The sequence below is a fragment of the Sciscionella marina DSM 45152 genome, from assembly GCF_000379465.1.
Lineage (GTDB): Bacteria > Actinomycetota > Actinomycetes > Mycobacteriales > Pseudonocardiaceae > Sciscionella > Sciscionella marina.
The window spans coordinates 670,864-690,651 of sequence record NZ_KB905380.1; the positions used below are offsets into that span (position 1 = coordinate 670,864).

The window sequence follows — 19,788 nt, forward strand, 5'->3', positions numbered from 1 at the left end:
GATGCGCGGTATCTCTGCTTAGTCGACAGGTGTGTCACCGTGTGTATCCCACACGGTAGGTTGCCTGTGCATCTCACCGGCGAAAAACTCGATACCGTTCGATAGAGGGAACCCCGTTGGACATCCATGCTCGCCACATAGCCGTCAACGGCCGTTACCAGCAGCTGTTGCCGCCGACTTCGCTGCTGGTGGCCGAAGGCCAGCTCACCGTCGTGCGCTGTCTCGGCGACGAAGCGACGACGCTGGCGCTCGCGCTTTCCGGGCGGATCGAACCGGACGACGGCGCGGTACTGCTCGAGGGCGAGGGGAATGCGGCGGCACTGCGTGAGCATGTCGCCATCGTCGACGCGCCGCGGGTCACCGAACCGGAGCCCTCCCGCACCCTCGCCGCGGTCGTCGCCGAATCGCTCGCGCTCGCCCGTCAGCCCGCAGGCCGCGCGACCGTCGAGGACTGGCTCGTCGAACAGCACGCCGAGCAGTACGCGAAGTACCGCTTCGAGACCCTGCCCGCGCCACTGCGCACCCGGCTGCTCGTGGAACTCGCCCTCGCGGACGAACAGGTCCGGATCCTGATCCTGGACACCCCGGACCGGCACACCGGCGATGCGCAGACCTGGTGGTCGGTCGCACTGCGCCAGGCCCAGCGCGGCCTCGGGGTCGTCGTGCTCTGCGCCGACGGCACCGCGCGCGGACTGCACCCGGAGACCGCGAAGGTCGGCCAGATGCAGCAGCCGCCACCGATCACGATCGGCCCGGACGGGGTGCAGTTCGCCGACGTCCCGCCGACCGATCCCAGCTTCGGCACCCAGTACGGCGATGTGTACCCCGGCGAGGAACACCCCGAAGAGGGGTACATCAGCGGCGAGCACTCCTACGAGGAGTTCTGGGGGGACCGGGCGCCCGAGCAGGTTCCCGAGGAGACCGACGCCGAGAAGACCACGATGCAGCCCATTTTCCTTGAAGATGATCGGGGCCTCGAGGACGAGCCACCGGCCCTCGAGGACGAACCGCGGCTCGGCGACCACCAGTACAGCGAGCACCACTACAGCGACGCGGACTTCGAGGAACCCGCCGCGCCCGCCGAGCAGCCGTCCGAACCGACGCGGCGCTGGGACTCGCTCAGCGGGATCAGTGCCCGCCTCGCCGGCGACGACACCGGCGAGGCACAGCCGCCCGCGCACGGCGGCGACCCCGAAGAGACCACCACCCTGCACCACGTTGTCGACCGGGAGGATTCGTGACCACCATCCGCCTTGCCCTTGGGGAGCTGCGCAGGGTGACCGCGGGCAGGATGCCCTTGCTCGTGACCATCGCGCTCATCCTCGTCCCGCTCGTCTACGGCTCGATGTACCTGGTCACGAACGACGACCCGGGCAAGAAGCTGAACAAGCTGCCCGCAGCGCTCGTCGTCTCGGACACAGGCGCGCAGTCCGGCGGCAACGCGGTCAACGTCGGCCAGGATGTCGCGACGGCACTGCAGAGCGCGCGCGGTTTCGACTGGACACGCACCAACCCGGAGGACGCAGCGAACGGCCTGAAGTCCGGGAAGTACACCTTCTCGCTGACCCTCCCGCCGGAGTTCTCGGCCGCGCTCACCGCGCCCCAGCGCAGCGGGGACCAGAAGGGCCTGCTGCGGCTGACCACCAGCAACGCGCAGAACTATCTCGCGGCGCCGATCGCGGAGTCGGTCTCCAAATCGGTGCGCGACGCCGTCTCCCAGGAGGTCGGCCCGGACGCGGCGAACCGGCTGCTCATCGGTTTCTCGCCGGCGGGCGGACAGCTGGCCAACGCCGGAGAGACCGCGAAGCAACTCGCCGACGGGGCGAGCAAGACCCGGGACGGCGCGGTCGGTGTCTCGGACGCGATCGGCAAGCTCAACGCCACCCAGCAGCAGATCTCCCAGCAGAGCAAGCAGGTCGGCGACGGCATGACCGATATGACCAACGGTCTCAACGCCGCGCGGGACAAGGCCAATCAGCTTCCGCAGCAGGCGGGCAAGATCGCCGACGACACCAAGAAGGCCGCCGATTCCGGTTCCTCGTTCTCCTCGGCCGGCTCCCAGTTCGTCGAGGCGGCCAGCGGGTTCACCGGCCAGATCGACGGGATGAGCGGGGACATCCGCGACGAACTCGAGGGCAAGGTCTCCCCCGCCGAGCTGAACAAGGTGCTCGGCATCGTCAACGACGCCAAGGGAAAGCTCGCCGATGCGAACACCAAGGTGCACGACACGAGCAGCCAGCTCACCACCGCGGTGAACAGCGCGAAGCAGGCCTCGAGTGAGGCCACCGAGCTCTCCGCGGCCGCCCCGGGCATCGCCAAACCGGTCTCCGACGGGGCCACCAGCGCCGGGCGGCTCGTCGGCCCGGCGGGCCAGGCGAGGGACAGCGCCAAGGGAGCGGCGGACGCGACCTCGAAACTGGTCGGCAGCTCCACCCAGCTGCGCAACGACGCCGGATCGCTGGCCGGATCCGCGAGCCAGATCCAGCAGCAGCTGACCACGAGCCCGGTCGGCGAGGCGGGCAAGAACCCCGCCGATCCGGTCAACGTCTCCTCCGACGGGGTGGCCAAGGCGAGCAGCTACACCGCGGGCCTCGCCCCGTTCTTCCTGGCCCTCGCCATGTGGGTCGGCGCGTTCGCGCTGTTCCTGCTGCTGCGCCCACTGTCCTCCCGCGCGCTGGCCGCCCGCGCCTCGGTGTGGCGCACCGCGGTCGGCGGCTGGCTGCCCGCCGCGGCGTTCGCGGTCGTGCAGGCCATCGTCGTGTACGTGACCGTGGTGTTCGCGATCGGCATCAAACCCTCGCAGCCGATCCTCGCCGCGGTTTTCCTGATCGTCGTGGGACTCAGCTTCACCGCGCTGCTGCACGGTCTCGGCGCGCTGTTCGGCTCGGTCGGCAGGATCATCGGCCTCGCGCTGCTGGTGCTGCAGCTGTTCACCAGTGGCGGCGCCTATCCCGCGCAGACCCTGCCCGGGGTGCTGCAGGGGCTGAACACCGTGCTGCCGATGGGATACGCGACCGATGGGATACGCCAGCTCTGCTACGGCGGCACGCTCACCGCGACCGCGATCGATGCCGGGGTACTCGTGCTGTGGGGCATCCTCGGACTGGCGCTCGGTATGGTCGCCGCCCGCCACAAGCGGGTGTGGACCGCGAACCGGGTACGCCCGGAACTGGTCCTCTAGCTTCGGATTTCAGGAACGCAGCTGCGCGAGGTGCGGCCAGATATCGGGTTCCCCGATCTGGTCCGCCTCGGGCGGCGCGTCCTGCAGTGCCCGCGTCACGGCCGCCGTGATGGCCGCGCTCGCCTCGGCGTGGTTGGCGTGCCGCCTGCCCCGGCGCAGGGGAATGTAGCCGAGCGCCACTCGCTGGGTGACGTGCTCGGGAAGCGCGGGTTCGGGAAGCCCGCCGGGGAGTTCCGTGCAGGAGTAGACCTCGACCACCCTGGCCCCTTCGGCGAGCGATCCGCCGACCGTGCGCAGTACCGGCACCCGGTGGTTTTCCGGCAGCCAGGCCACGAGCAGATCGGCGGGGCGAGCGAGTTCACGGGCCACATCGCGGGCGAGAACGGCGGGCGCGGACCAGTCGGCGCGCACCCAGCGCGCCGTTCCACCCGAGCCGTCGAGTTTCGGGCACTTGCCGAGCGGGCGGTACCGCTTGCTCGGCAGCACGACATGCCAACCCTGCGCGAGCAGTTGCTCCACACAGTCACTGAGCATTCCGCCGCCACCGATCACCAGCGCCCGCTGTCTCCGATCGTGTGACATCGACAACAGGATACGGGAACAAGGCAAGCGCGGAACGGTGTTGACTGGGCGCATGGACTCCCGGTTCACCGAGGCGCGCACCGCGAGCCTGGCCACCGTGCGCGCCGACGGTCGCCCGCATCTGGTCCCGGTCGTGTTCGCCTGCTCCGCGGAATTCGTGTACACCCCGGTCGACGGCAAACCCAAGAGCGGGAAACCCTTGCTGCGCCTGGCGAACATCGCGCACGAGCCGCGGGTCGGCCTGCTTGCCGACGGCTACGCCGAGGACTGGTCGCTGCTGTGGTGGGTGCGCGTGGACGGCGAGGCAACGGCGCACTCCGGCGATGCGGTGACCGCCGAGGCGCACACGCTGCTGCGGGCGAAGTACCCGCAGTACGGCGAAGTGGACCTGGGCAGCTCGGTCATCGCCGTGCGGGTGACCCGGGTGGCGAGCTGGTCGGCGAACGGTTAGCGCTGCACCGGGGCGTGCCGGTCCTCGCCCGCCTGTTCGGAGACGCAGTCGTCCCAGGGTTTGTCGGCGTCGAGTTCCGCGTTCGGCTGGCCGAGGGAGAACCAGTTCCCGGAATCATCGCGGAACAGCGCCTCGATGCCGTAGGGGCGCTCGGCGGGTTCGGCGAGGAACTCCACGCCCTTCGCGGAGAGCTCGGCGTACTCCCGGCGGCAGTCGTCGGTGACCAGAACCCCACCGGAGAAGGTGCCTTTGGCGATCAGTTCCCGCAGCGTTCGTTCGGTGGCCGCGTCGTGTTGTGGCGCGCCGGGTTCCATGAGCGCGTAACCGTAATCCGCGCCCGGCGGCCCGACCACGAGCCAGCGGAAATCTCCGACCCGGTCGTCGGAGCGCAGCTCGAAGCCGAGCTTGGTCACATAGAACTCCTTCGCGGAGTCCTGGTCGAGCACGTACAGGTTGATTATCGAAATCGCACGGATCATGCCTGCGACGCTAGCCCGCCGCCGCGGAATCCGGCTTATCCGAGAGTGACCGATCCCGGGGCGCGGTCGCCATCAGCACGAAACAACCGGGAATGTGCGGACCGTGAGCGTTCCGTTCCCGGTAGGCGGCCGGGGATTCACCGTAGAAGTCCTTGAACCGGCGGGAGAAGGTGCCGAGCGAGCCGAACCCGACGCACCGGCAGATCTCGGTGACCGTCAGGTTCGCCGAACGCAGCAGGTCCGCGGCCCGTTCGACGCGCCGCCTCGTCAGATAGGCGGCCGGGGTCTGCCCGTAGGCCTTACGGAACGCCCGGATGAAGTGTTCCCGCGAACAGCAGGCGATGCCCGCCAGTTCGGGCACGGTCAGCGGATCGGCGAACCGCGCGTCGATCACGTCCCGCGCCCGGCGCAGGTGCGTGAGCGGTTCGACCCGGGCCAACCGGACCCCTCCTAGTGTGCCGCCTCGTGCCAGGAGCGGCCGACACCGACCGAAACTTCCAGCGGTACCTGGAGTTCGTGGGCCGAACCCATCTGCGCGCGCACGATCGACTCGATCCGGTCGTGCTCGCCGTCGACCACCTCGAGCACGAGTTCGTCGTGCACCTGCAGCAGCATCCTGGAGCGCACCCCGGCCTCGTCGAGTGCCCTGCCGACCCCGAGCATGGCGACCTTGATGATGTCCGCCGCCGAGCCCTGGATGGGGGCGTTGAGCGCCATCCGCTCGGCCATCTCGCGGCGCTGCCGGTTGTCCGAGTTGAGGTCGGGCAGATAGCGGCGGCGGCCGAGGATCGTGGAGGTGTACCCGTCCTTGCGGGCGGCATCGACCAGCTCGCGCAGATAGTCACGCACCCCGCCGAACAGGGCGAAGTAGTCGTCCATCAGGCCGCGGGCCTCGTCCACACCGATGCGCAGCTGCCCGGAGAGTCCGTAGGCGGAGAGCCCGTAGGCGAGCCCGTAGTTCATCGCCTTGATCTTGGCGCGCTGTTCGGTGGAGACCTCCCCGGCGTCCACCCCGAACACCCGGGCCGCGGTCTCGGCGTGGAAGTCGGTCCCCGACTGAAAGGCCTGGATGAGCTCGGCGTCCTCGGAAAGGTGCGCCATGATGCGCATCTCGATCTGCGAGTAGTCCGCGGTCATCAGTTCGGCGAAGCCCGGCCCGACCACGAAGCCCTCACGGATCCGTCGGCCCTCCTCGGTGCGGATCGGGATGTTCTGCAGGTTCGGATCGGTCGAGGAGAGCCTGCCGGTCGCCGCGATCGTCTGGTTGTAGGTGGTGTGGATGCGCTCGTCGTCGGCGACGGTCTTGAGCAACCCCTCGGCGGTCGTCTTGAGCCGGGTGGCGTCCCGGTGTTCGAGCAGGTGCGCGAGGAAGGGGTGTTCGGTCTGCTCGAACAGGGTCTGCAGCGCGTCCGCGTCCGTGGTGTACCCGGTCTTGGTGCGCTTGGTCTTCGGCATCTCGAGGTCTTCGAACAGCACCACCTGCAGCTGTTTCGGCGAGCCGAGGTTGATCTCCTTGCCGATCACCGCGTACGCCTCCTGCGCGGCGTTCTTCACCCGCGCGGCGAAGTGCGCCTCCAGGGCGGTGAGCGCCTCGACATCCACGGCGATCCCGATCTGTTCCATCCGCGCGAGCACTCGCAGCAGCGGCAGCTCGAGATCGCGCAGCAGCCCGGTGGCCTCGATCTTGGCGAGCTCGGCGTCCAGTGCGTCGGCGAGCTCGGCGATCGCGACCGCGCGCAGCAGTTCCGCGTTGATCAGCGCGGTGTCCTCGCCGTCCGCGCCGTCCAGCAGGGACAGCTGGGTTTCCCCGGCCTCGGCGCGCAGCTCCCGCTGCAGATAGCGCAGCACCAGGTCGTCGAGCGCGAAGGAGCGCTGTCCGGGGCGCACCAGGTAGGCGGCGAGCGCGGTGTCCGAGGTGAGCCCGCCGAACTCCCAGCCGCGCGCGGCGAACGCGTTGATCGCGCCCTTCACGTCGTGCCCGGCCTTCGGTGCTTCCGGATCGGCGAGCCACGCGGCGAGCGCCCGCTCATCGGCCTCGTCCATCGCGGCGAGTTCCACATAGCCGCCGACCCCGCCCGCGGCGAGGCTCACCGAGTAGACGTCACCGCCGCCCATCGCGAAGTTCCCGCGCACGGCGAGGCCGATCCGGCGCCCCGAGGCGTGCTCGGCGAGCCAGTCCCGCAGCGCCCCGGTCTCGATCCGCCCGCCCTCGATGTCCAGTCCGGACTCGGCCTCGGGTTCGGCGGAGGACAGGGTCTCGAACAACCGGTCGCGCAGCACCCGGAACTCGAGGTCGTCGAACAGCCGGTGCACCGCGTCCCGGTCCCAGGGCTGGAGCTCGAGCTCGCCCGCGTGCTTGTCCAGTTCGACGTTCCGGACCAGTTCGGTGAGCTGGCGGTTGAGCAGCACCGAATCGAGGTGCGCGCGCAGCGCCTCGCCGACCTTGCCTTTCACCTCGTCCACCCGGTCGACCAGATCGGCGAGTGAGCCGAACTGCCTGATCCACTTCGCCGCGGTCTTCTCCCCGACCCCGGGGATCCCCGGCAGGTTGTCCGAGGGGTCACCGCGCAGCGCGGCGAAATCGGGGTACTGCTTCGGTGTGAGGGTGTACTTCTCCTCGACGGCCTCCGGGGTGAACCGGACCAGATCGGAGACACCCTTGCGCGGGTAGAGCACCGTCACCGCGTCGTCGACCAGCTGCAGCGCGTCCCGGTCCCCAGTGCAGATGGACACCCGCATCCCGTCCGCCACGGCCTCGGTGGTCAGCGTGGCGATCAGGTCGTCGGCCTCGTACCCCTCCTTGCGCAGGGTCGGCACGCGCAGCGTGGCGAGTACGTCCTCGATCAGCGAGACCTGGCCACGGAACTCGTCCGGGGTGCTCGAGCGGTTGGACTTGTACTCGGCGTAGGCCTCGCTGCGGAAGGTCTTGCGGGAGACGTCGAAGGCCACGGCCAGATGTGTCGGTTGTTCGTCCCGGAGCAGGTTGATCAGCATCGAGGTGAACCCGTACACGGCGTTCGTGGTCTGTCCCGTCGTGGTGCTGAAGTTCTCCGCGGGCAAGGCGAAGAACGCCCGGTAGGCCAGCGAATGGCCGTCGAGCAGCAACAAGCGAGGTTGGTCACTTCCGGTATCGGTCTTCGCGCTCACGGATGAAGTCTATGGTGAAGCACCGACAAGTTTGGAGGCCCCGTCCCGTGTCCGAACAGCAGCAGCTCAATCCGTTCCCGGCGCAGCCAGCCGGGCAGTTGCTCGATGCCAAACTCGGCATCGAGGTCGTCGAAGCGAGCCCGGAGCGCGTGGTGGCGACCATGCCGGTGGACGGCAACCGGCAGCCGTACGGGCTGATGCACGGCGGGGCGAACGCCTCACTCGCCGAATCGGTGGGTTCGCAGGCGGCGGCGCTCAACGCGGCGCCCGGTCACCCGGTCGTCGGGCTCGAGCTGTCCTGCACGCATCACCGTGGGGTCAAGGACGGAAAGGTCACCGCGGTCGCGGTGCCGGTGCACACCGGGCGGTCGACGAGCACCATCGAGATCACGATCACCGATGAGCAGGGTCGCCGTACCTGCACGGCACGGCTGACCTGCGTCACCCTGAACAAGCCTGCCTAGACCTCGAGCAGCTCGGATTCCTTGTGCTTGACCAGTTCCTCCACCTGGTGGATGTACTGGTCGGTGAGGTTCTGTAGTTCCTTCTCGGCGCGGGCGCCCTCGTCCTCGCCCACCTCGCCGTCCTTGACCAGCTTGTCCAGCTCGTCCTTGCCCTTACGGCGGATGTTGCGGATGGTGACCCGCGCGTCCTCGCCCTTGGCCTTGGCGACCTTGACCATCTCGCGACGGCGCTCCTCGGACAGCTGCGGAACGTTGATGCGGATGATCTGCCCGTCATCGGAGGGGTTCACCCCGAGGTCCGATTCCTGGATGGCCTTCTCGATGGCGCGCAGCTGGCTCGGGTCGTAGGGCTTGATCACGACCATCCGTGCCTCCGGGATGCTCACGCTCGCGACCTCGTTCAGCGGGGTCGGCACGCCGTATGCCTCGACGTGGATCCTGGAGAACATCGCGGGAGTGGCCCGCCCGGTACGCACCGACGCGAGGTCGTCCTTGGCGACCGAGACGGCTTTCTCCATCTTTTCCTCGGCGTCGAGGAGCGTATCGTCGATCACTGCTTTCTCCTTCGTGCGTGCAGCCTGCTCGTGCCTATGCGGGAGTACTGACCAGTGTCCCGATCTTCTCACCGCGAACAGCCCGGGCGATATTGCCCTCGGTAAGCAGATTGAACACCAGTATCGGCATGTTGTTGTCCATGCACAGCGAGAACGCCGTCGCGTCGGCCACCTTGAGACCACGCTCGATCACCTCGTGGTGCGTGATGGTGTCGAACATGGTGGCCTCGGGGTCCAGTTTCGGGTCCGCGGTGTACACCCCGTCCACGGCCTTGGCCATCAGGACCGCCTCGCAGCCGATCTCGAGCGCGCGCTGGGCGGCCCCGGTATCGGTGGAGAAGTAGGGCATGCCCGTCCCGGCCGCGAAGATCACCACGCGGCCCTTGTCCAGGTGCCGTTCCGCGCGGCGCGGGACATAGGGTTCGGCGACCTGCCCCATGCTGATCGCGGTCTGCACCCTGGTCGGCACGCCCTCCTTCTCCAGGAAGTCCTGCAGGGCGAGGCTGTTCATCACGGTGCCGAGCATCGCCATGTAGTCGGCGCGGTCCCGGTCCATGCCACGCTGGGACAGCTCGGCGCCCCGGAAGTAGTTGCCGCCACCGATGACCACGGCGAGCTGAGCGCCGGTACGCACCACGTCGGCGATCTGCCGCGCCACGGTGTGCACCACATCGGGATCGACTCCGACGGCGCCGCCACCGAACATCTCGCCACCGAGTTTCAGCAGTACTCGCTTGTAGCCCATTCGGCCCTCCTCACATGCGTGTGCCCCGCCCTCGTGAAGAAGGCGGGGCACACGGTACTCGGGTCCTCCGCTCTCGCACGCGAAGGGTGGCACACCGTGCCTGCAGGTCAGGCGACGCCGACCTCGAAGCGCGCGAAGCGCACGACACTGACACCGGCCTCGTCGAGCACGGCCTTGACGGTCTTCTTGTTGTCGGTGACCGAAGGCTGCTCGTTGAGCACGAAGTCCTTGTAGTAGGCGTTGACCTTGCCCTCGACGATCTTGGGCATGGCCTGCTCGGGCTTGCCCTCCTCGCGGGCGGTCTGCTCGGCGATGCGCCGCTCGTTCGCGACGGTCTCCTCCGGCACGTCCTCGCGGTTGGTGTAGCGCGCGTTGAGCGCGGCGACCTGCATGGCCGCGCCGCGGGCGGCTTCCTCATCGCTACCGGTGTACTCGACCAGCACGCCGACGGCCGGGGGCAGGTCGGCGGAGCGCCGGTGCAGGTAGCTGGTGACGTTGCCGTCGAAAAGGGTGATCCGGCGCAGCTCGAGCTTCTCGCCGATCTTCGCGGACAGCGCGGCGATGGCCTCGGAGACCGGGGCACCGTCGAGCTCGGCCGCGAGCAGGGCGTCCAGCTCGCCGATCCTGTTGTCCCGCGCGGTGGCGACGATCCTGTCCGCGAGCGCGACGAATTCGGGGTTCTTGGCCACGAAGTCGGTCTCGCTGTTGAGCTCGACCATCGCCGGGCCGGCCACCGCGATCAGGCCCTGCGCGGTGGTGCGCTCGGCCCGCTTGCCGACATCCTTCGCGCCCTTGACACGCAGGATCTCGACGGCCTTGTCGAAGTCGCCCTCGGCTTCCTCGAGCGCCTTCTTGCAGTCCATCATGCCGGACCCGGTCGCCTCGCGCAGACGCTTGACGTCCGCCGCTGAGTAGTTCGCCATGAAATCTCGTTCCTTACGGTTAGTGCCTGCTCAGCCGTGCGGGTGGGTGCGCACACCCACCCGCACGGCTCGTCTCTGGTTCGAGTGCGTTATGCCTGGTCGCCCTCGGAGCCGGCCGCGACGGTCGCCTCGGCGGTCTCCGGGTTGGTGAGCAGCTCCTGCTCCCACTCGGCGAGCGGCTCGTCGCTGGCTACACCCGGCTCGGGCTTCTCGTCCCCGGCGGAGCCGTTGCGCGCACCGGCACGGGCCATCAGCCCCGCGGCCGCGGCCTCGGCGACCACCTTGGTCAGCAGCGCGGCGGAGCGGATCGCGTCGTCGTTGCCCGGGATCGGGTAGTCGACCTCGTCCGGATCGCAGTTCGTATCGAGGATCGCGACGATGGGCACATTGAGCTTGCGCGCCTCACCGACCGCGATGTGCTCCTTCTTGGTGTCCACGATCCACACCGCGCTCGGCACCTTCGCCATGTCGCGGATACCGCCGAGGGTGCGGTCGAGCTTGTTCTTCTCCCTGGTCAGGGTCAGAATCTCGCGCTTGGTCAGCCCGGCGAAGCCACCGGTCTGTTCCATCGACTCGAGTTCCTTGAGCCGCTGCAGGCGCCTGTGCACGGTCTGGAAGTTGGTCAGCATCCCGCCGAGCCAGCGCTGGTTGACGAACGGCATGCCGACCCGCTGCGCCTCGCGCGCGATCGCTTCCTGGGCCTGCTTCTTCGTGCCGACGAACAGGATCGAGCCGCCGTGCGCGACCGTCTGCTTGACGAACTCGTAGGCGCGGTCGATGTAGGACAGCGTCTGCTGCAGGTCGATGATGTAGATGCCGTTGCGCTCGGTGAAGATGTAGCGCTTCATCTTCGGGTTCCAGCGGCGGGTCTGATGCCCGAAATGGACACCGGAGTCCAGCAGCTCCTTCATGGTGACGACGGCCATTGCCGGATACACCTCTGTCTTTGCTCGCGCGCACCCCGCCGGGCCGACAGCATCGAAGCGGTCGGAGCACGCTGGTTCGGTTCTTCGCCGGGCGGCCGGGTGGCCGCCTGGCCCTGGTGCCGATCGGCGATCCGAACCCCGGAACGTCCGGGGACCGTCGGATCGCGATGCCTTCCCTGCGGGAAGAATCGGCACGCGAAGTCACCACGTACGGATACGTGGCGCTCGACCAGTGTAAACCAGGCCCGATTCGCACGTCATCGCAGTATCGATGGGTATGCGGGATGGTTGCCGTTTCTGTGGATTACCCGTGAACGGTCCACAACACGGGGCCGCGCACTTCCCATCCGAGTTCCGAGCATGCACCCTTGTCGCATGCCGATCCGGTCCAGCCCACCGACGCGGGTGCACGCGGCGATAGCCAAGCTGTTCGCCGTCGTGCTCTTCGTGCCGCTGCTCGGGCTCGCGCTCGCCGGTCCGGGCAAGCTCGTCACCGCCTCCGCGCACGCCGCGACGGCCGCGGCCGGCTACGGCTGGCCGATCGCGCCCCCGCACCCGGTCGTGCGCGGATTCGACGCACCGGTGAACCCTTACGGCCCCGGGCACCGCGGCGTGGACCTCGGTGCCGCGGAAAGCTCCCGGGTCAGCGCGGCCGCGGGCGGGGTGGTGACGTTCGCGGGACCGGTCGCCGGGCACGGTGTGGTCTCCATCCAGCACGCGGACGGCATGCGCACCACCTACGAACCGGTCACCGCCACGGTCGCCAAGGGTGACCAGGTGCACGGTGGCCAGCCGATCGGCACCCTGCGGAGCGGGCACGACTGCGGAGCCGCGCGTGTGGCCGCCTGCCTGCACTGGGGCGCCCGGCACGGGGAGACCGACTACCGCGATCCCCTCGGCCTGCTCGCGGGCGGGCACGTGCGGCTGCTGCCCTGGTACCGCCCCTGATCGAGCGCCGCTGATCCCGGGTCCGGCGGGCGCTACTCGCTGGACTGCGCCTGCATCGTGTTGCGCAGCCGCAGTACTGCCCGGGTGTGCAGCTGGCAGACCCGGGACTCGGTCACCCCGAGCACCTTGCCGATCTCCGCGAGCGTGAGGTTCTCGAAGTAATAGAGGGTGACCACGACCCGGTCGCGCTCGGCGAGCTTCGCGATGGCGTCGGCCAGCTGCTTACGGGTGTCCCGGTCGACCAGGCTGGCCACCGGATCGATCGCGGCATGGTCGCGCAGGGTGTCGGCCAGCGCGGTCGTGCGCTCCCCCGCGATCAGTTCGTCCAGTGCCATGACGCTGGTGAGCTGGAGCTGACCGTAGAGCTCGCGCAGTTCGGTCACCCCGATCCCCAGTTCGGCGGCGAGCTCGGAATCGGTCGGGGTGCGCTGCAGCCGAGCGCCGAGGGATTCGAGCACTCGCTCCAGATCGCGCGCCTTGCCACGCACCGAACGCGGCACCCAGTCCTGGGCGCGCAGATCGTCGAGGATGGCGCCGCGGATGCGCTGCATCGCGTAGGTCTCGAACTTGAGCCCGCGTTCGGGTTCGAACTTCTCGATCGCGTCGACGAGTCCGAAGATGCCCGACTGCACGAGATCGGCGATGTCCACGTGCGCGGGAAGCCCGACACCGACCCGGCCGGCGACGTACTTCACGAGCGGGGCGTAGTGCAGGACGAGGCGGTCCCGGGTGGCACGGTCGCGCTCGCGCGCGAACCACTGCCACAGCGCGACGATGCCCGCTTCGACATCGTCCGCGCTGCGCCGGTCGCCGTCGAGTACGCCGTCCGGCTGCCCGGGGCCGTAAGCCCCGGTGCGTTGCTCGGGCGGTGAATCGACGAGCCGAAGTCGCGTCGCCGGCCTCGGGCGGTCAGCGGGATCGTGGATGCGCTCGGTCATGGATGGCCTTCAGCCGTTCGACTGTCACGTGCGTGTAAAGCTGGGTCGTAGCAAGGGTAGCGTGCCCGAGAAGTTCTTGGACCACGCGCAGATCCGCACCGCCTTCCAGCAAATGAGTGGCCGCGCTGTGGCGTAGCCCGTGCGGTCCCATGTCCGCAGCCGAGGACACCGCGCCGACGGCATCGTGCACCACCCGGCGCACGGCGCGCTGGTCGACGCGCCCGCCCCGGCTGCCGAGGAACAGTGCCGCCCCGCTGCGCTCGTTGACCAGCGTCTGCCGGGCGCCGAGCCAGTCCCGCAGGGCCGCGAGCGCCGGTTCCCCGTAGGGCACAGTGCGCTGTTTGCGTCCCTTACCGAGCACGGTGATCACCTTGCGCTGCTCGTCGATGTCCCCGAGGTCGAGCCCGCACAGTTCGGAGACCCGGACCCCGGTGGCGTACAGCAGCTCCAGCATCGCCTTGTCCCGCAGGGCGACCGGATCACCCTGCTCGGCACCCAGCGCGGCCGCGTGCATGGCCTCCTCGGCCTGATCGGCCCGCAGCACGGAGGGCAGTGCGCGGTGGGCGCGTGGTGCGGCGAGCCGCTGGCCCGGATCACTTGTCAGATAGCCCCGGCCGGAGGTCCATGCGGTGAAACCGCGCGCGGCAGCGGCCCGCCGCGCCATGCTCGTCCGGCTCGCCCCCGCCTCGCGCTGCCTGGCGAGCCAGGAACGCAGTCCGGCGAGATCGATCCCGTCGAGACAGCCGTTCCCGGGCGCCGCACGGTGTTCGTCCCCGTCCTCGAGTTCGGCGAGCAGGCTCACCACGTCGCCGAGGTAGGCGCGCACGGTGTGCGCCGAGAGATCCCGCTCGAGCCGCAGGTGTTGCTCGTACTCATCGAGAAGCCGCTGCTGCCAGACCGGCAGACCCGCACGCCGCTCGCGCGGGTTCGACCGCCCAGCGGTAGGACGAGTTTGCGAGGACACGCAAGGAACAGTGCGCCATCGTCTACTTTTGGTCAAGTACCGTGCGCGGTGTGCCGTTCGGCATCGGCGGCCGACAGGGCCACCGTTCGCTGCCAGCCGAGCTCCCCGTGGCGCGCCAGTCCGGACAGTTCGAGCCTGGTCAGGTTCGCGCGCACGGAAGCCAGTTCGATCCCCGTCGCGGCCGCGACCTGCTCCGGATCACGTGCCGCGGACCGGCCGAGTGTTTCGAGTACCCGTTTGGCCTCCTGGTCGAGTTCGTCGACCGGATCGGGTTCGCCCATCCGCGGCCCGGCTCCCGCGCTCGCGTCGAACGGCCCGATGGCCGCCCGCACATCCGCGAGATCTCCGGCGAGCACGGCATCCCCGTCTCGTAGTAGCTGGTGGCAGCCAAGCGACATGGCCGAGGTGATCGGGCCGGGCACGGCGAGCACGGGGCGCCCGATCGCGTGCGCTGTCGCCGCGGTGTTGCGGGCACCGCTTCGCCTGCCCGCCTCCACGACGAGTGTCCCGTCCCCGAGCGCGGCGATGAGCCGGTTGCGAGCGAGGAAGCGGTACCTGGCCGGTTGAGTGCCCGGCGGATACTCGCTGATCAGGCTGCCGTGTTCGGCGATGTGCTCGAGCAGCCGCGCATGCCCTGCCGGGTAGGGCACATCGATTCCGCAGGCGAGGACGGCGACCGTGACTCCGTCGGCGGCGAGCGCGCCCTTGTGTGCCGCGCCGTCGATCCCGTAGGCCGCACCCGAGACCACGCCCACATCTTCCTGCGCGAGACCGTAGGCGAGATCGGTGGCCACGTGTTCGCCGTACGGGGTGGCCGCCCGGGCGCCGACCACGGCGAGCGTTCGATCGCCGTGGTCGGTGAGCGGTCGTCCGCGCACCCAGAGCCCGATGGGTTCGCCGGAGTACCGGACACCCCGGCGCGCGGCGAGTTCGAGCGCGAGGAACCGCCAGCTCGGCCACTCTTCGTCCTCCGGGGTGACGAGGCGGGCTCCCGCATTGGCCGCGCGTTCGAGATCGCGCGCGGCCCGGTCGAGGTGCCTGCGCGCCGAGGTCTCCTTGTCCACGGCGACCGAGACCTCTCCGGCACGCACGAGTTCGGCGGCCTGCTCCGGACCGTGCCGGGCGACGAAAGCCCGCAGCGCGATCGAGGGCGGTTCGGCGACCCGGAGCAGATAGGCGCGGGCGGAGCGCGGGTCCGAGCCGGTCATGCGGCGCTCCGTTCCCGGAAGCCGAGCGCGGTGGCGACATGATCCGAGGTGGGCCGCGGGGTACCGGCCAGATCGCTGAGGGTCCACGCGACCCGCAGACAGCGATCCGCGCCGCGCGCGCTCACCGCGCCGGAACGCAGGCCGCGGTCCAGGAGGCCGGTCGCCGCCGTGGACAGGGCGTGCTCGCCGCGCAGCACCGGTCCGGGGACCTCGGAGTTCGCGTGCAGACCGTACCCGGACCAGCGGTGTGTGGCGCGTTCCCTTGCCACCGTGACCCGTTCGCGGACCACGGCGCTCGATTCACCGGCACCACCGGCGATCGCGGTGATCGGGCGCATCCGCACCCGGAGATCCACCCGGTCCAGCAGCGGCCCGGAAAGCCGCCCCAGATACTGCTTGCGCACTCGGGGCAGACAGGTGCAGTCGATATCGCGGGCCGGAGCACACGGACACGGATTGGTCGCGAGCACCAGCTGAAACCGGGCCGGATAGCGGGCAACACCCTCCCGGCGCGCGTGCCGCACCTCGCCGTCCTCGAGCGCGGTGCGCAGGGCGTTGAGCCGCTGTGGCCCGAACTCGGCGGCCTCGTCCAGGAAAAGCACCCCGTTGTGGGCGCGGGACACGGCGCCGGGCCGCGCTATTCCGCTGCCCCCGCCGACGAGTGCGGCGACCGAGATCGAATGGTGCGGGTCGACGAACGGCGGGCGGTCCAGTAGCCCGCCCTCGGATGGCAGGGTTCCGGCGAGCGAGCACACCGCGGCCAGTTCGATGGCTTGCGCCGGGGACAGCGGCGGCAGCAGCCCGGGAAGCCTGCTCGCCAGCATCGTCTTGCCCGTTCCTGGCGGACCGGTGAGCAAGAGGTGATGTCCGCCCGCCGCGGCGACCTCGAGCGCCCAGCGTGCCTCGGACTGGCCGACCACGTCGGCGAGGTCGGGGCCGTCGACAGCGGGGACGCCGGTGACCGGATCCGGTTCGCGCAGACCGTGCGGCTCGCCGCGCAGCCAGTCGAGTACCTCGCTCAGTTGCTCGGCGCCGAGCACTCGTATCCCCTCGGCCAGCCCGGCCTCGGCCAGGTTCGCGGCGGGCACGATCGCGGTGTCGAAACCCGCCTTGTGCGCGGCGAGCAGTGCGGGAAGTACACCGCGCACGGCGCGGGTGCGACCGTCGAGGGCGAGTTCTCCGAGCAACGCGACACCGGTGAACGAGTCCGGGGAGACCACCTCGGCCGCGGCGAGCAGGCCGCAGGCGAGGGCGAGGTCGTAGGCCGCACCTGCCTTCGGCAGATCGGCCGGGGACAGCGCGAGGCGTACCTGCCGTTGCGGCCAGACCACTCCGCTGTTGCGCACCGCGGATCTGACGCGTTCCTTCGCCTCGCGCAACGCGGCGTCCGGGAGGCCCATCAGGTGCACACCGGGCACCCCCGGTCCGAGATCGGCCTCGATCTCCACCATGGTCCCGTCCACGCCGTGCATGGCAACCGACCACACGCGCGCCAGCACCATCAGAACGCCCCCTCGATGTGTTCCACCTCCGGAGGACGCCCCGGCGGCCACAGCACGGCGAGGACATCGAAGCGGATCTCCCGCAGCGGCAGGGGATACTCGGCGAGCCAGGCGCGGGTGAGTTCCCGGATCCGCTCCGCCTTCGCCGGTGGCACGGCCTCGGCGGGAGCGCCGAAACCGGTTCCCGAACGGGTTTTCACCTCGGCCACGATCAGCCGGATCCCGTCGGTGGCCACGATGTCCAGCTCACCCCGCGGACATCGCCAGTTCCGGTGCAGGATCACGCAGTGCTTTCCCCGGAGGTACTCCACGGCGTGGTCCTCGCCCGCCTGTCCGAGCCGTTGCCCGCCCGCTCTCCGCGGTGGTTTCCGTACCGGCATGCCCCTCGACCCCCAGTCGCATCGATCATCTCCTGGGAACCGAGTCTGCCCGCGATTCACGCCCCGGCAAGACGCCGCGGCAAATCTGTGGATGGCCGGGCTCGCTGTGGATGGTCCGGCATACAAACGGCGCGGCACGAACGAAAACGGCACCGGTGAGATCACCGGTGCCGTTTGGCGTCGAAGCCTGTGCTAGCCGTTGAACGGCCCGTCATCGAGGCGCAGGTCGGGCTTCTCCAGCTCCTCGACGTTGACGTCCTTGAAGGTGATCACCCTGACCTGCTTGACGAATCGGGCCGGGCGGTACATGTCCCAGACCCATGCATCCGACATCCGTACCTCGAAGTACACCTCGCCGTCACCGTTACGCACCGCGACATCCACGGCGTTGGCGAGATAGAACCGTCGTTCGGTCTCGACCACATAGGTGAACTGGCCGACTATGTCGCGGTACTCCTTGTAGAGCGACAGCTCCATATCGGTCTCGTACTTCTCGAGGTCTTCCGCGCTCATCGCTCTCCCTCCCTGCGGGAGCTCGGCGCTTCGCTCTGGCGCCGTGCCGTCAATTCGCTCGCAAGCTCGCTCATCGAACTCCTCCGCTGCGATTACCCGCCATCTTCATCGCCACCACCCTCATTGTGAACCATGCGCCCCGCCGCGGCGCTGCGTTGCACCCGCCTCGGCGGGGTGATGTTGTGCTCGGCCGCGTAGGCGGTGACGTTGACGAACGACCAGCGGTGCACCTCGCTGGGACCGTGTTCGCGCAGCGCCGCCTTATGGCTCGCGGTCGAATACCCCTTGTGCTCCTCGAAGCCGTACCGCGGGTACTGCTCGTGCAGCCCGGCCATGATCCGGTCCCTGGTGACCTTGGCGAGCACGGAGGCCGCCGCCACACAGGCGGCGACCCGGTCCCCCTTGATCACACCCATGCTCGGCGCGGTCAGCCCGGGAACCCGGAACCCATCGGTGAGCACGTACCCGGGATGGGTCTCGAGGCGCGCCACCGCACGGCGCATGCCCTCGATGTTCGCGAAGTGCACCCCGGTCGCGTCGACCTCGGTGACGTCGATGACCACGATCGAGGTCTGCGCGCAGCGCCGGAGCAGCAGCTCGTACATCCGCTCCCGCGCGGCCGCGGTGAGCAGCTTCGAGTCGGTGAGCTCGGCGAGCCTGCCCGCGTCGCCGGGACGCAGTGTCGCCGCCGCGACCACGAGCGGACCGGCGCAGGCACCTCGTCCCGCCTCGTCCACTCCCGCGACCGGGCCGAGCCCACGCCGTTCGAGTGCGGACTGCAGTGTCCAGCTACCCGGCCACCCGCGCAGCACCGCGCGCGGCGGCCTGAGGAGCGCGGGCGCGAGTGTGGTCACCGCCGCCTGCCACGTTTGTCACGCACGAGCGCGCGCACCTTTCGTCCGGTCCACACGGCCGGGACCGCGAGCACGAAACCGGCCCCGAGCGGCGCGCCCGGCGGGACGGTCGAGTGCTCGATCGGCGGTGCGGGCATCGACATCGCGTGCGGATCATCGGTGCGCACGCCCTGCCAGCGCGAGGGCGGCCAGATGATCAACCGCGCCTTACCGATCACGTTGTCCACCGGAACCGTGCCGCGCACCGGGTCGGCCTGCGCGCCGTTCTGGTACCGCGAATCGTAGGAGTTGTTGCGGTTGTCCCCCATCACCCACAACTGCCCCTGCGGAATCCTCACCGGCTTGAACGGGGCCTGCTTGTTCCCCAGGCCCTGCTGGTAATAGATGTACGGCTCGTTCAGCGGTTTACCGTCCACCAGCACCCGGTTCTGCGCATCGCAGCAGGAGACGGTCTGACCGCCGACCGCGATCACCCGCTTGACCAGATCGTACTCCGGCGGATCACCGATACCGATCGAGGAACCGAACTGCCGCAGCCAGTTCATGAACACATTCGAGGCGGGATCCACCTTGAACTCGCTCTGATCCCAGCCATCCGGCGCACGGAACACGACCACATCCCCCGGGGACGGATCGGTGAAGTCATAAGTGATCCGGTCCACCAGAATCCGATCCGGCGTGCACCCCGGACAGCCGTGCAAAGTCTGCTCCATCGACCCGGAGGGAATGGAGAACACCCGCGCCACGAACGTCTGGATCAGGAAGGTCAGCACCAGGGCGACCACAATCAGAATGGGCAGTTCCTTCCAGAACGAACCCTTCTTCTTCGGCTTGCCCTTTTTGTCCGTACGGTCGCGCGTGGATCGCGATTCGGCTTCGGCATCAGGCCTGGCATGTCGCCCACCAGAACCGTCGACCGAACCGAGCACCGCCGTCTCTTCGGCCGCGGCTTCGTCCGGTCCCTGGCGTACGTGCTGGCCTTCACCGTCGTGGGATCGCGTCACGCGCTTGCCGCCTCCGGGATGTGCT

General features: G+C 69.3%; 21 protein-coding genes. 5 read left to right on the top strand and 16 right to left on the bottom strand.

Annotated elements, in window-relative coordinates; translation table 11 throughout:
- Positions 1-116: 116 nt before the first annotated feature.
- Positions 117-1,241: a sugar ABC transporter ATP-binding protein gene (locus A37U_RS48045; protein WP_020495157.1), complete on the top strand. Its 1,125-nt coding sequence runs from the start codon at positions 117-119 to the stop codon at positions 1,239-1,241.
- Positions 1,238-3,181 carry a YhgE/Pip family protein gene (locus A37U_RS0103165; RefSeq protein WP_020495158.1) on the top strand — a complete coding sequence of 648 codons (1,944 nt, stop codon included), beginning with the start codon at positions 1,238-1,240 and terminating at the stop codon, positions 3,179-3,181. The genes A37U_RS48045 and A37U_RS0103165 overlap by 4 nt, the downstream gene beginning before the upstream one ends.
- 9 nt (positions 3,182-3,190) lie before the next feature.
- Here A37U_RS0103165 and A37U_RS42100 read toward each other — a convergent pair whose 3' ends face one another.
- Positions 3,191-3,763, bottom strand: coding sequence for a Rossmann-fold NAD(P)-binding domain-containing protein (locus tag A37U_RS42100; protein WP_063712739.1), 573 nt, complete (start codon positions 3,761-3,763; stop codon positions 3,191-3,193).
- A gap of 52 nt (positions 3,764-3,815) precedes the next feature.
- Here A37U_RS42100 and A37U_RS0103175 point away from each other — a divergent pair, with 52 nt between their 5' ends.
- Positions 3,816-4,214 carry a TIGR03668 family PPOX class F420-dependent oxidoreductase gene (locus A37U_RS0103175; RefSeq protein ID WP_020495160.1) on the top strand — a complete coding sequence of 133 codons (399 nt, stop codon included), beginning with the start codon at positions 3,816-3,818 and terminating at the stop codon, positions 4,212-4,214.
- On the opposite strand, the gene A37U_RS0103180 is transcribed toward A37U_RS0103175, so the two are convergent.
- The 3 genes from A37U_RS0103180 to polA are packed head-to-tail and all read right to left on the bottom strand — an operon-like array spanning position 4,211 to position 7,840.
- A complete protein-coding gene (locus A37U_RS0103180) occupies positions 4,211-4,693 on the bottom strand; it encodes a VOC family protein (RefSeq protein WP_020495161.1) in 483 nt (160 codons plus the stop codon). The genes A37U_RS0103175 and A37U_RS0103180 overlap by 4 nt on opposite strands.
- A gap of 10 nt (positions 4,694-4,703) precedes the next feature.
- Positions 4,704-5,132, bottom strand: a complete 429-nt coding sequence (locus A37U_RS0103185; protein WP_020495162.1) for a helix-turn-helix domain-containing protein — start codon at positions 5,130-5,132, stop codon at positions 4,704-4,706.
- An 11-nt stretch (positions 5,133-5,143) separates the two neighbouring features.
- Positions 5,144-7,840, bottom strand: a complete 2,697-nt coding sequence (polA, locus tag A37U_RS0103190; protein ID WP_040586447.1) for a DNA polymerase I — start codon at positions 7,838-7,840, stop codon at positions 5,144-5,146.
- Between the two features lie 47 nt (positions 7,841-7,887).
- Here polA and A37U_RS0103195 point away from each other — a divergent pair, with 47 nt between their 5' ends.
- Positions 7,888-8,304: a PaaI family thioesterase gene (locus A37U_RS0103195; protein WP_020495164.1), complete on the top strand. Its 417-nt coding sequence runs from the start codon at positions 7,888-7,890 to the stop codon at positions 8,302-8,304.
- Here the strand turns inward: A37U_RS0103195 and frr are convergent.
- From frr to rpsB, 4 genes are all read right to left on the bottom strand, one after another.
- Entirely contained in the window at positions 8,301-8,858 is a 558-nt protein-coding gene (gene frr, locus A37U_RS42105) for a ribosome recycling factor (RefSeq protein WP_020495165.1), read from the bottom strand. The two genes, A37U_RS0103195 and frr, sit on opposite strands and share 4 nt — an antisense overlap.
- 34 nt (positions 8,859-8,892) lie before the next feature.
- A complete protein-coding gene (gene pyrH / locus A37U_RS0103205; protein WP_020495166.1) occupies positions 8,893-9,603 on the bottom strand; it encodes a UMP kinase in 711 nt (236 codons plus the stop codon).
- Positions 9,604-9,710: 107 nt separating this feature from the next.
- Positions 9,711-10,526 (bottom strand): translation elongation factor Ts, encoded by an 816-nt coding sequence (gene tsf / locus A37U_RS0103210; RefSeq protein WP_020495167.1) that lies wholly within the window; start codon positions 10,524-10,526, stop codon positions 9,711-9,713.
- 89 nt (positions 10,527-10,615) lie between these two features.
- Positions 10,616-11,452 (bottom strand): 30S ribosomal protein S2, encoded by an 837-nt coding sequence (gene rpsB, locus A37U_RS0103215; protein WP_020495168.1) that lies wholly within the window; start codon positions 11,450-11,452, stop codon positions 10,616-10,618.
- A 375-nt stretch (positions 11,453-11,827) separates the two neighbouring features.
- Between rpsB and A37U_RS0103220 the strand changes: the two genes are divergently transcribed.
- The gene (locus A37U_RS0103220; protein WP_020495169.1) at positions 11,828-12,400 is read left to right on the top strand and encodes a murein hydrolase activator EnvC family protein; all 573 of its coding nucleotides are present in this window, start codon (positions 11,828-11,830) and stop codon (positions 12,398-12,400) included.
- A gap of 32 nt (positions 12,401-12,432) precedes the next feature.
- Here A37U_RS0103220 and A37U_RS0103225 read toward each other — a convergent pair whose 3' ends face one another.
- From A37U_RS0103225 to lepB, 8 genes are all read right to left on the bottom strand, one after another.
- Positions 12,433-13,338 carry a FliA/WhiG family RNA polymerase sigma factor gene (locus A37U_RS0103225; RefSeq protein ID WP_020495170.1) on the bottom strand — a complete coding sequence of 302 codons (906 nt, stop codon included), beginning with the start codon at positions 13,336-13,338 and terminating at the stop codon, positions 12,433-12,435.
- The gene (locus A37U_RS0103230) at positions 13,310-14,302 is read right to left on the bottom strand and encodes a tyrosine recombinase XerC (RefSeq protein WP_020495171.1); all 993 of its coding nucleotides are present in this window, start codon (positions 14,300-14,302) and stop codon (positions 13,310-13,312) included. Before A37U_RS0103230 ends, A37U_RS0103225 begins: the two co-directional genes overlap by 29 nt.
- 32 nt (positions 14,303-14,334) lie before the next feature.
- On the bottom strand, positions 14,335-15,510 hold the full coding sequence (gene dprA, locus A37U_RS0103235) for a DNA-processing protein DprA (protein ID WP_020495172.1): 1,176 nt from the start codon (positions 15,508-15,510) through the stop codon (positions 14,335-14,337).
- Entirely contained in the window at positions 15,507-17,012 is a 1,506-nt protein-coding gene (locus A37U_RS0103240; protein ID WP_020495173.1) for a YifB family Mg chelatase-like AAA ATPase, read from the bottom strand. Before A37U_RS0103240 ends, dprA begins: the two co-directional genes overlap by 4 nt.
- Entirely contained in the window at positions 17,012-17,392 is a 381-nt protein-coding gene (locus A37U_RS0103245) for a YraN family protein (protein WP_020495174.1), read from the bottom strand. The genes A37U_RS0103240 and A37U_RS0103245 overlap by 1 nt, the downstream gene beginning before the upstream one ends.
- 192 nt (positions 17,393-17,584) lie before the next feature.
- Positions 17,585-17,905, bottom strand: coding sequence for a DUF2469 domain-containing protein (locus A37U_RS0103250; RefSeq protein ID WP_020495175.1), 321 nt, complete (start codon positions 17,903-17,905; stop codon positions 17,585-17,587).
- A 92-nt stretch (positions 17,906-17,997) separates the two neighbouring features.
- The gene (locus tag A37U_RS0103255; protein ID WP_020495176.1) at positions 17,998-18,759 is read right to left on the bottom strand and encodes a ribonuclease HII; all 762 of its coding nucleotides are present in this window, start codon (positions 18,757-18,759) and stop codon (positions 17,998-18,000) included.
- Positions 18,756-19,763 carry a signal peptidase I gene (gene lepB / locus A37U_RS42110; RefSeq protein ID WP_020495177.1) on the bottom strand — a complete coding sequence of 336 codons (1,008 nt, stop codon included), beginning with the start codon at positions 19,761-19,763 and terminating at the stop codon, positions 18,756-18,758. Before lepB ends, A37U_RS0103255 begins: the two co-directional genes overlap by 4 nt.
- Positions 19,764-19,788: the final 25 nt, after the last annotated feature.

Excerpts from the sequence above, each read along its gene's own strand:
- A37U_RS42100 (WP_063712739.1), bottom strand. The coding sequence starts at position 3,763 with ATGTCACACGATCGGAGACAGCGGGCGCTGGTGATCGGTGGCGGCGGA.
- A37U_RS0103240 (WP_020495173.1), bottom strand. The coding sequence starts at position 17,012 with ATGGTGCTGGCGCGCGTGTGGTCGGTTGCCATGCACGGCGTGGACGGG.
- dprA (WP_020495172.1), bottom strand. The coding sequence starts at position 15,510 with ATGACCGGCTCGGACCCGCGCTCCGCCCGCGCCTATCTGCTCCGGGTC.
- A37U_RS0103245 (WP_020495174.1), bottom strand. The coding sequence starts at position 17,392 with ATGCCGGTACGGAAACCACCGCGGAGAGCGGGCGGGCAACGGCTCGGA.
- A37U_RS0103180 (WP_020495161.1), bottom strand. The coding sequence starts at position 4,693 with ATGATCCGTGCGATTTCGATAATCAACCTGTACGTGCTCGACCAGGAC.
- rpsB (WP_020495168.1), bottom strand. The coding sequence starts at position 11,452 with ATGGCCGTCGTCACCATGAAGGAGCTGCTGGACTCCGGTGTCCATTTC.
- A37U_RS0103250 (WP_020495175.1), bottom strand. The coding sequence starts at position 17,905 with ATGAGCGCGGAAGACCTCGAGAAGTACGAGACCGATATGGAGCTGTCG.
- A37U_RS0103225 (WP_020495170.1), bottom strand. The coding sequence starts at position 13,338 with ATGACCGAGCGCATCCACGATCCCGCTGACCGCCCGAGGCCGGCGACG.
- pyrH (WP_020495166.1), bottom strand. The coding sequence starts at position 9,603 with ATGGGCTACAAGCGAGTACTGCTGAAACTCGGTGGCGAGATGTTCGGT.
- tsf (WP_020495167.1), bottom strand. The coding sequence starts at position 10,526 with ATGGCGAACTACTCAGCGGCGGACGTCAAGCGTCTGCGCGAGGCGACC.
- A37U_RS0103175 (WP_020495160.1), top strand. The coding sequence starts at position 3,816 with ATGGACTCCCGGTTCACCGAGGCGCGCACCGCGAGCCTGGCCACCGTG.
- A37U_RS0103220 (WP_020495169.1), top strand. The coding sequence starts at position 11,828 with ATGCCGATCCGGTCCAGCCCACCGACGCGGGTGCACGCGGCGATAGCC.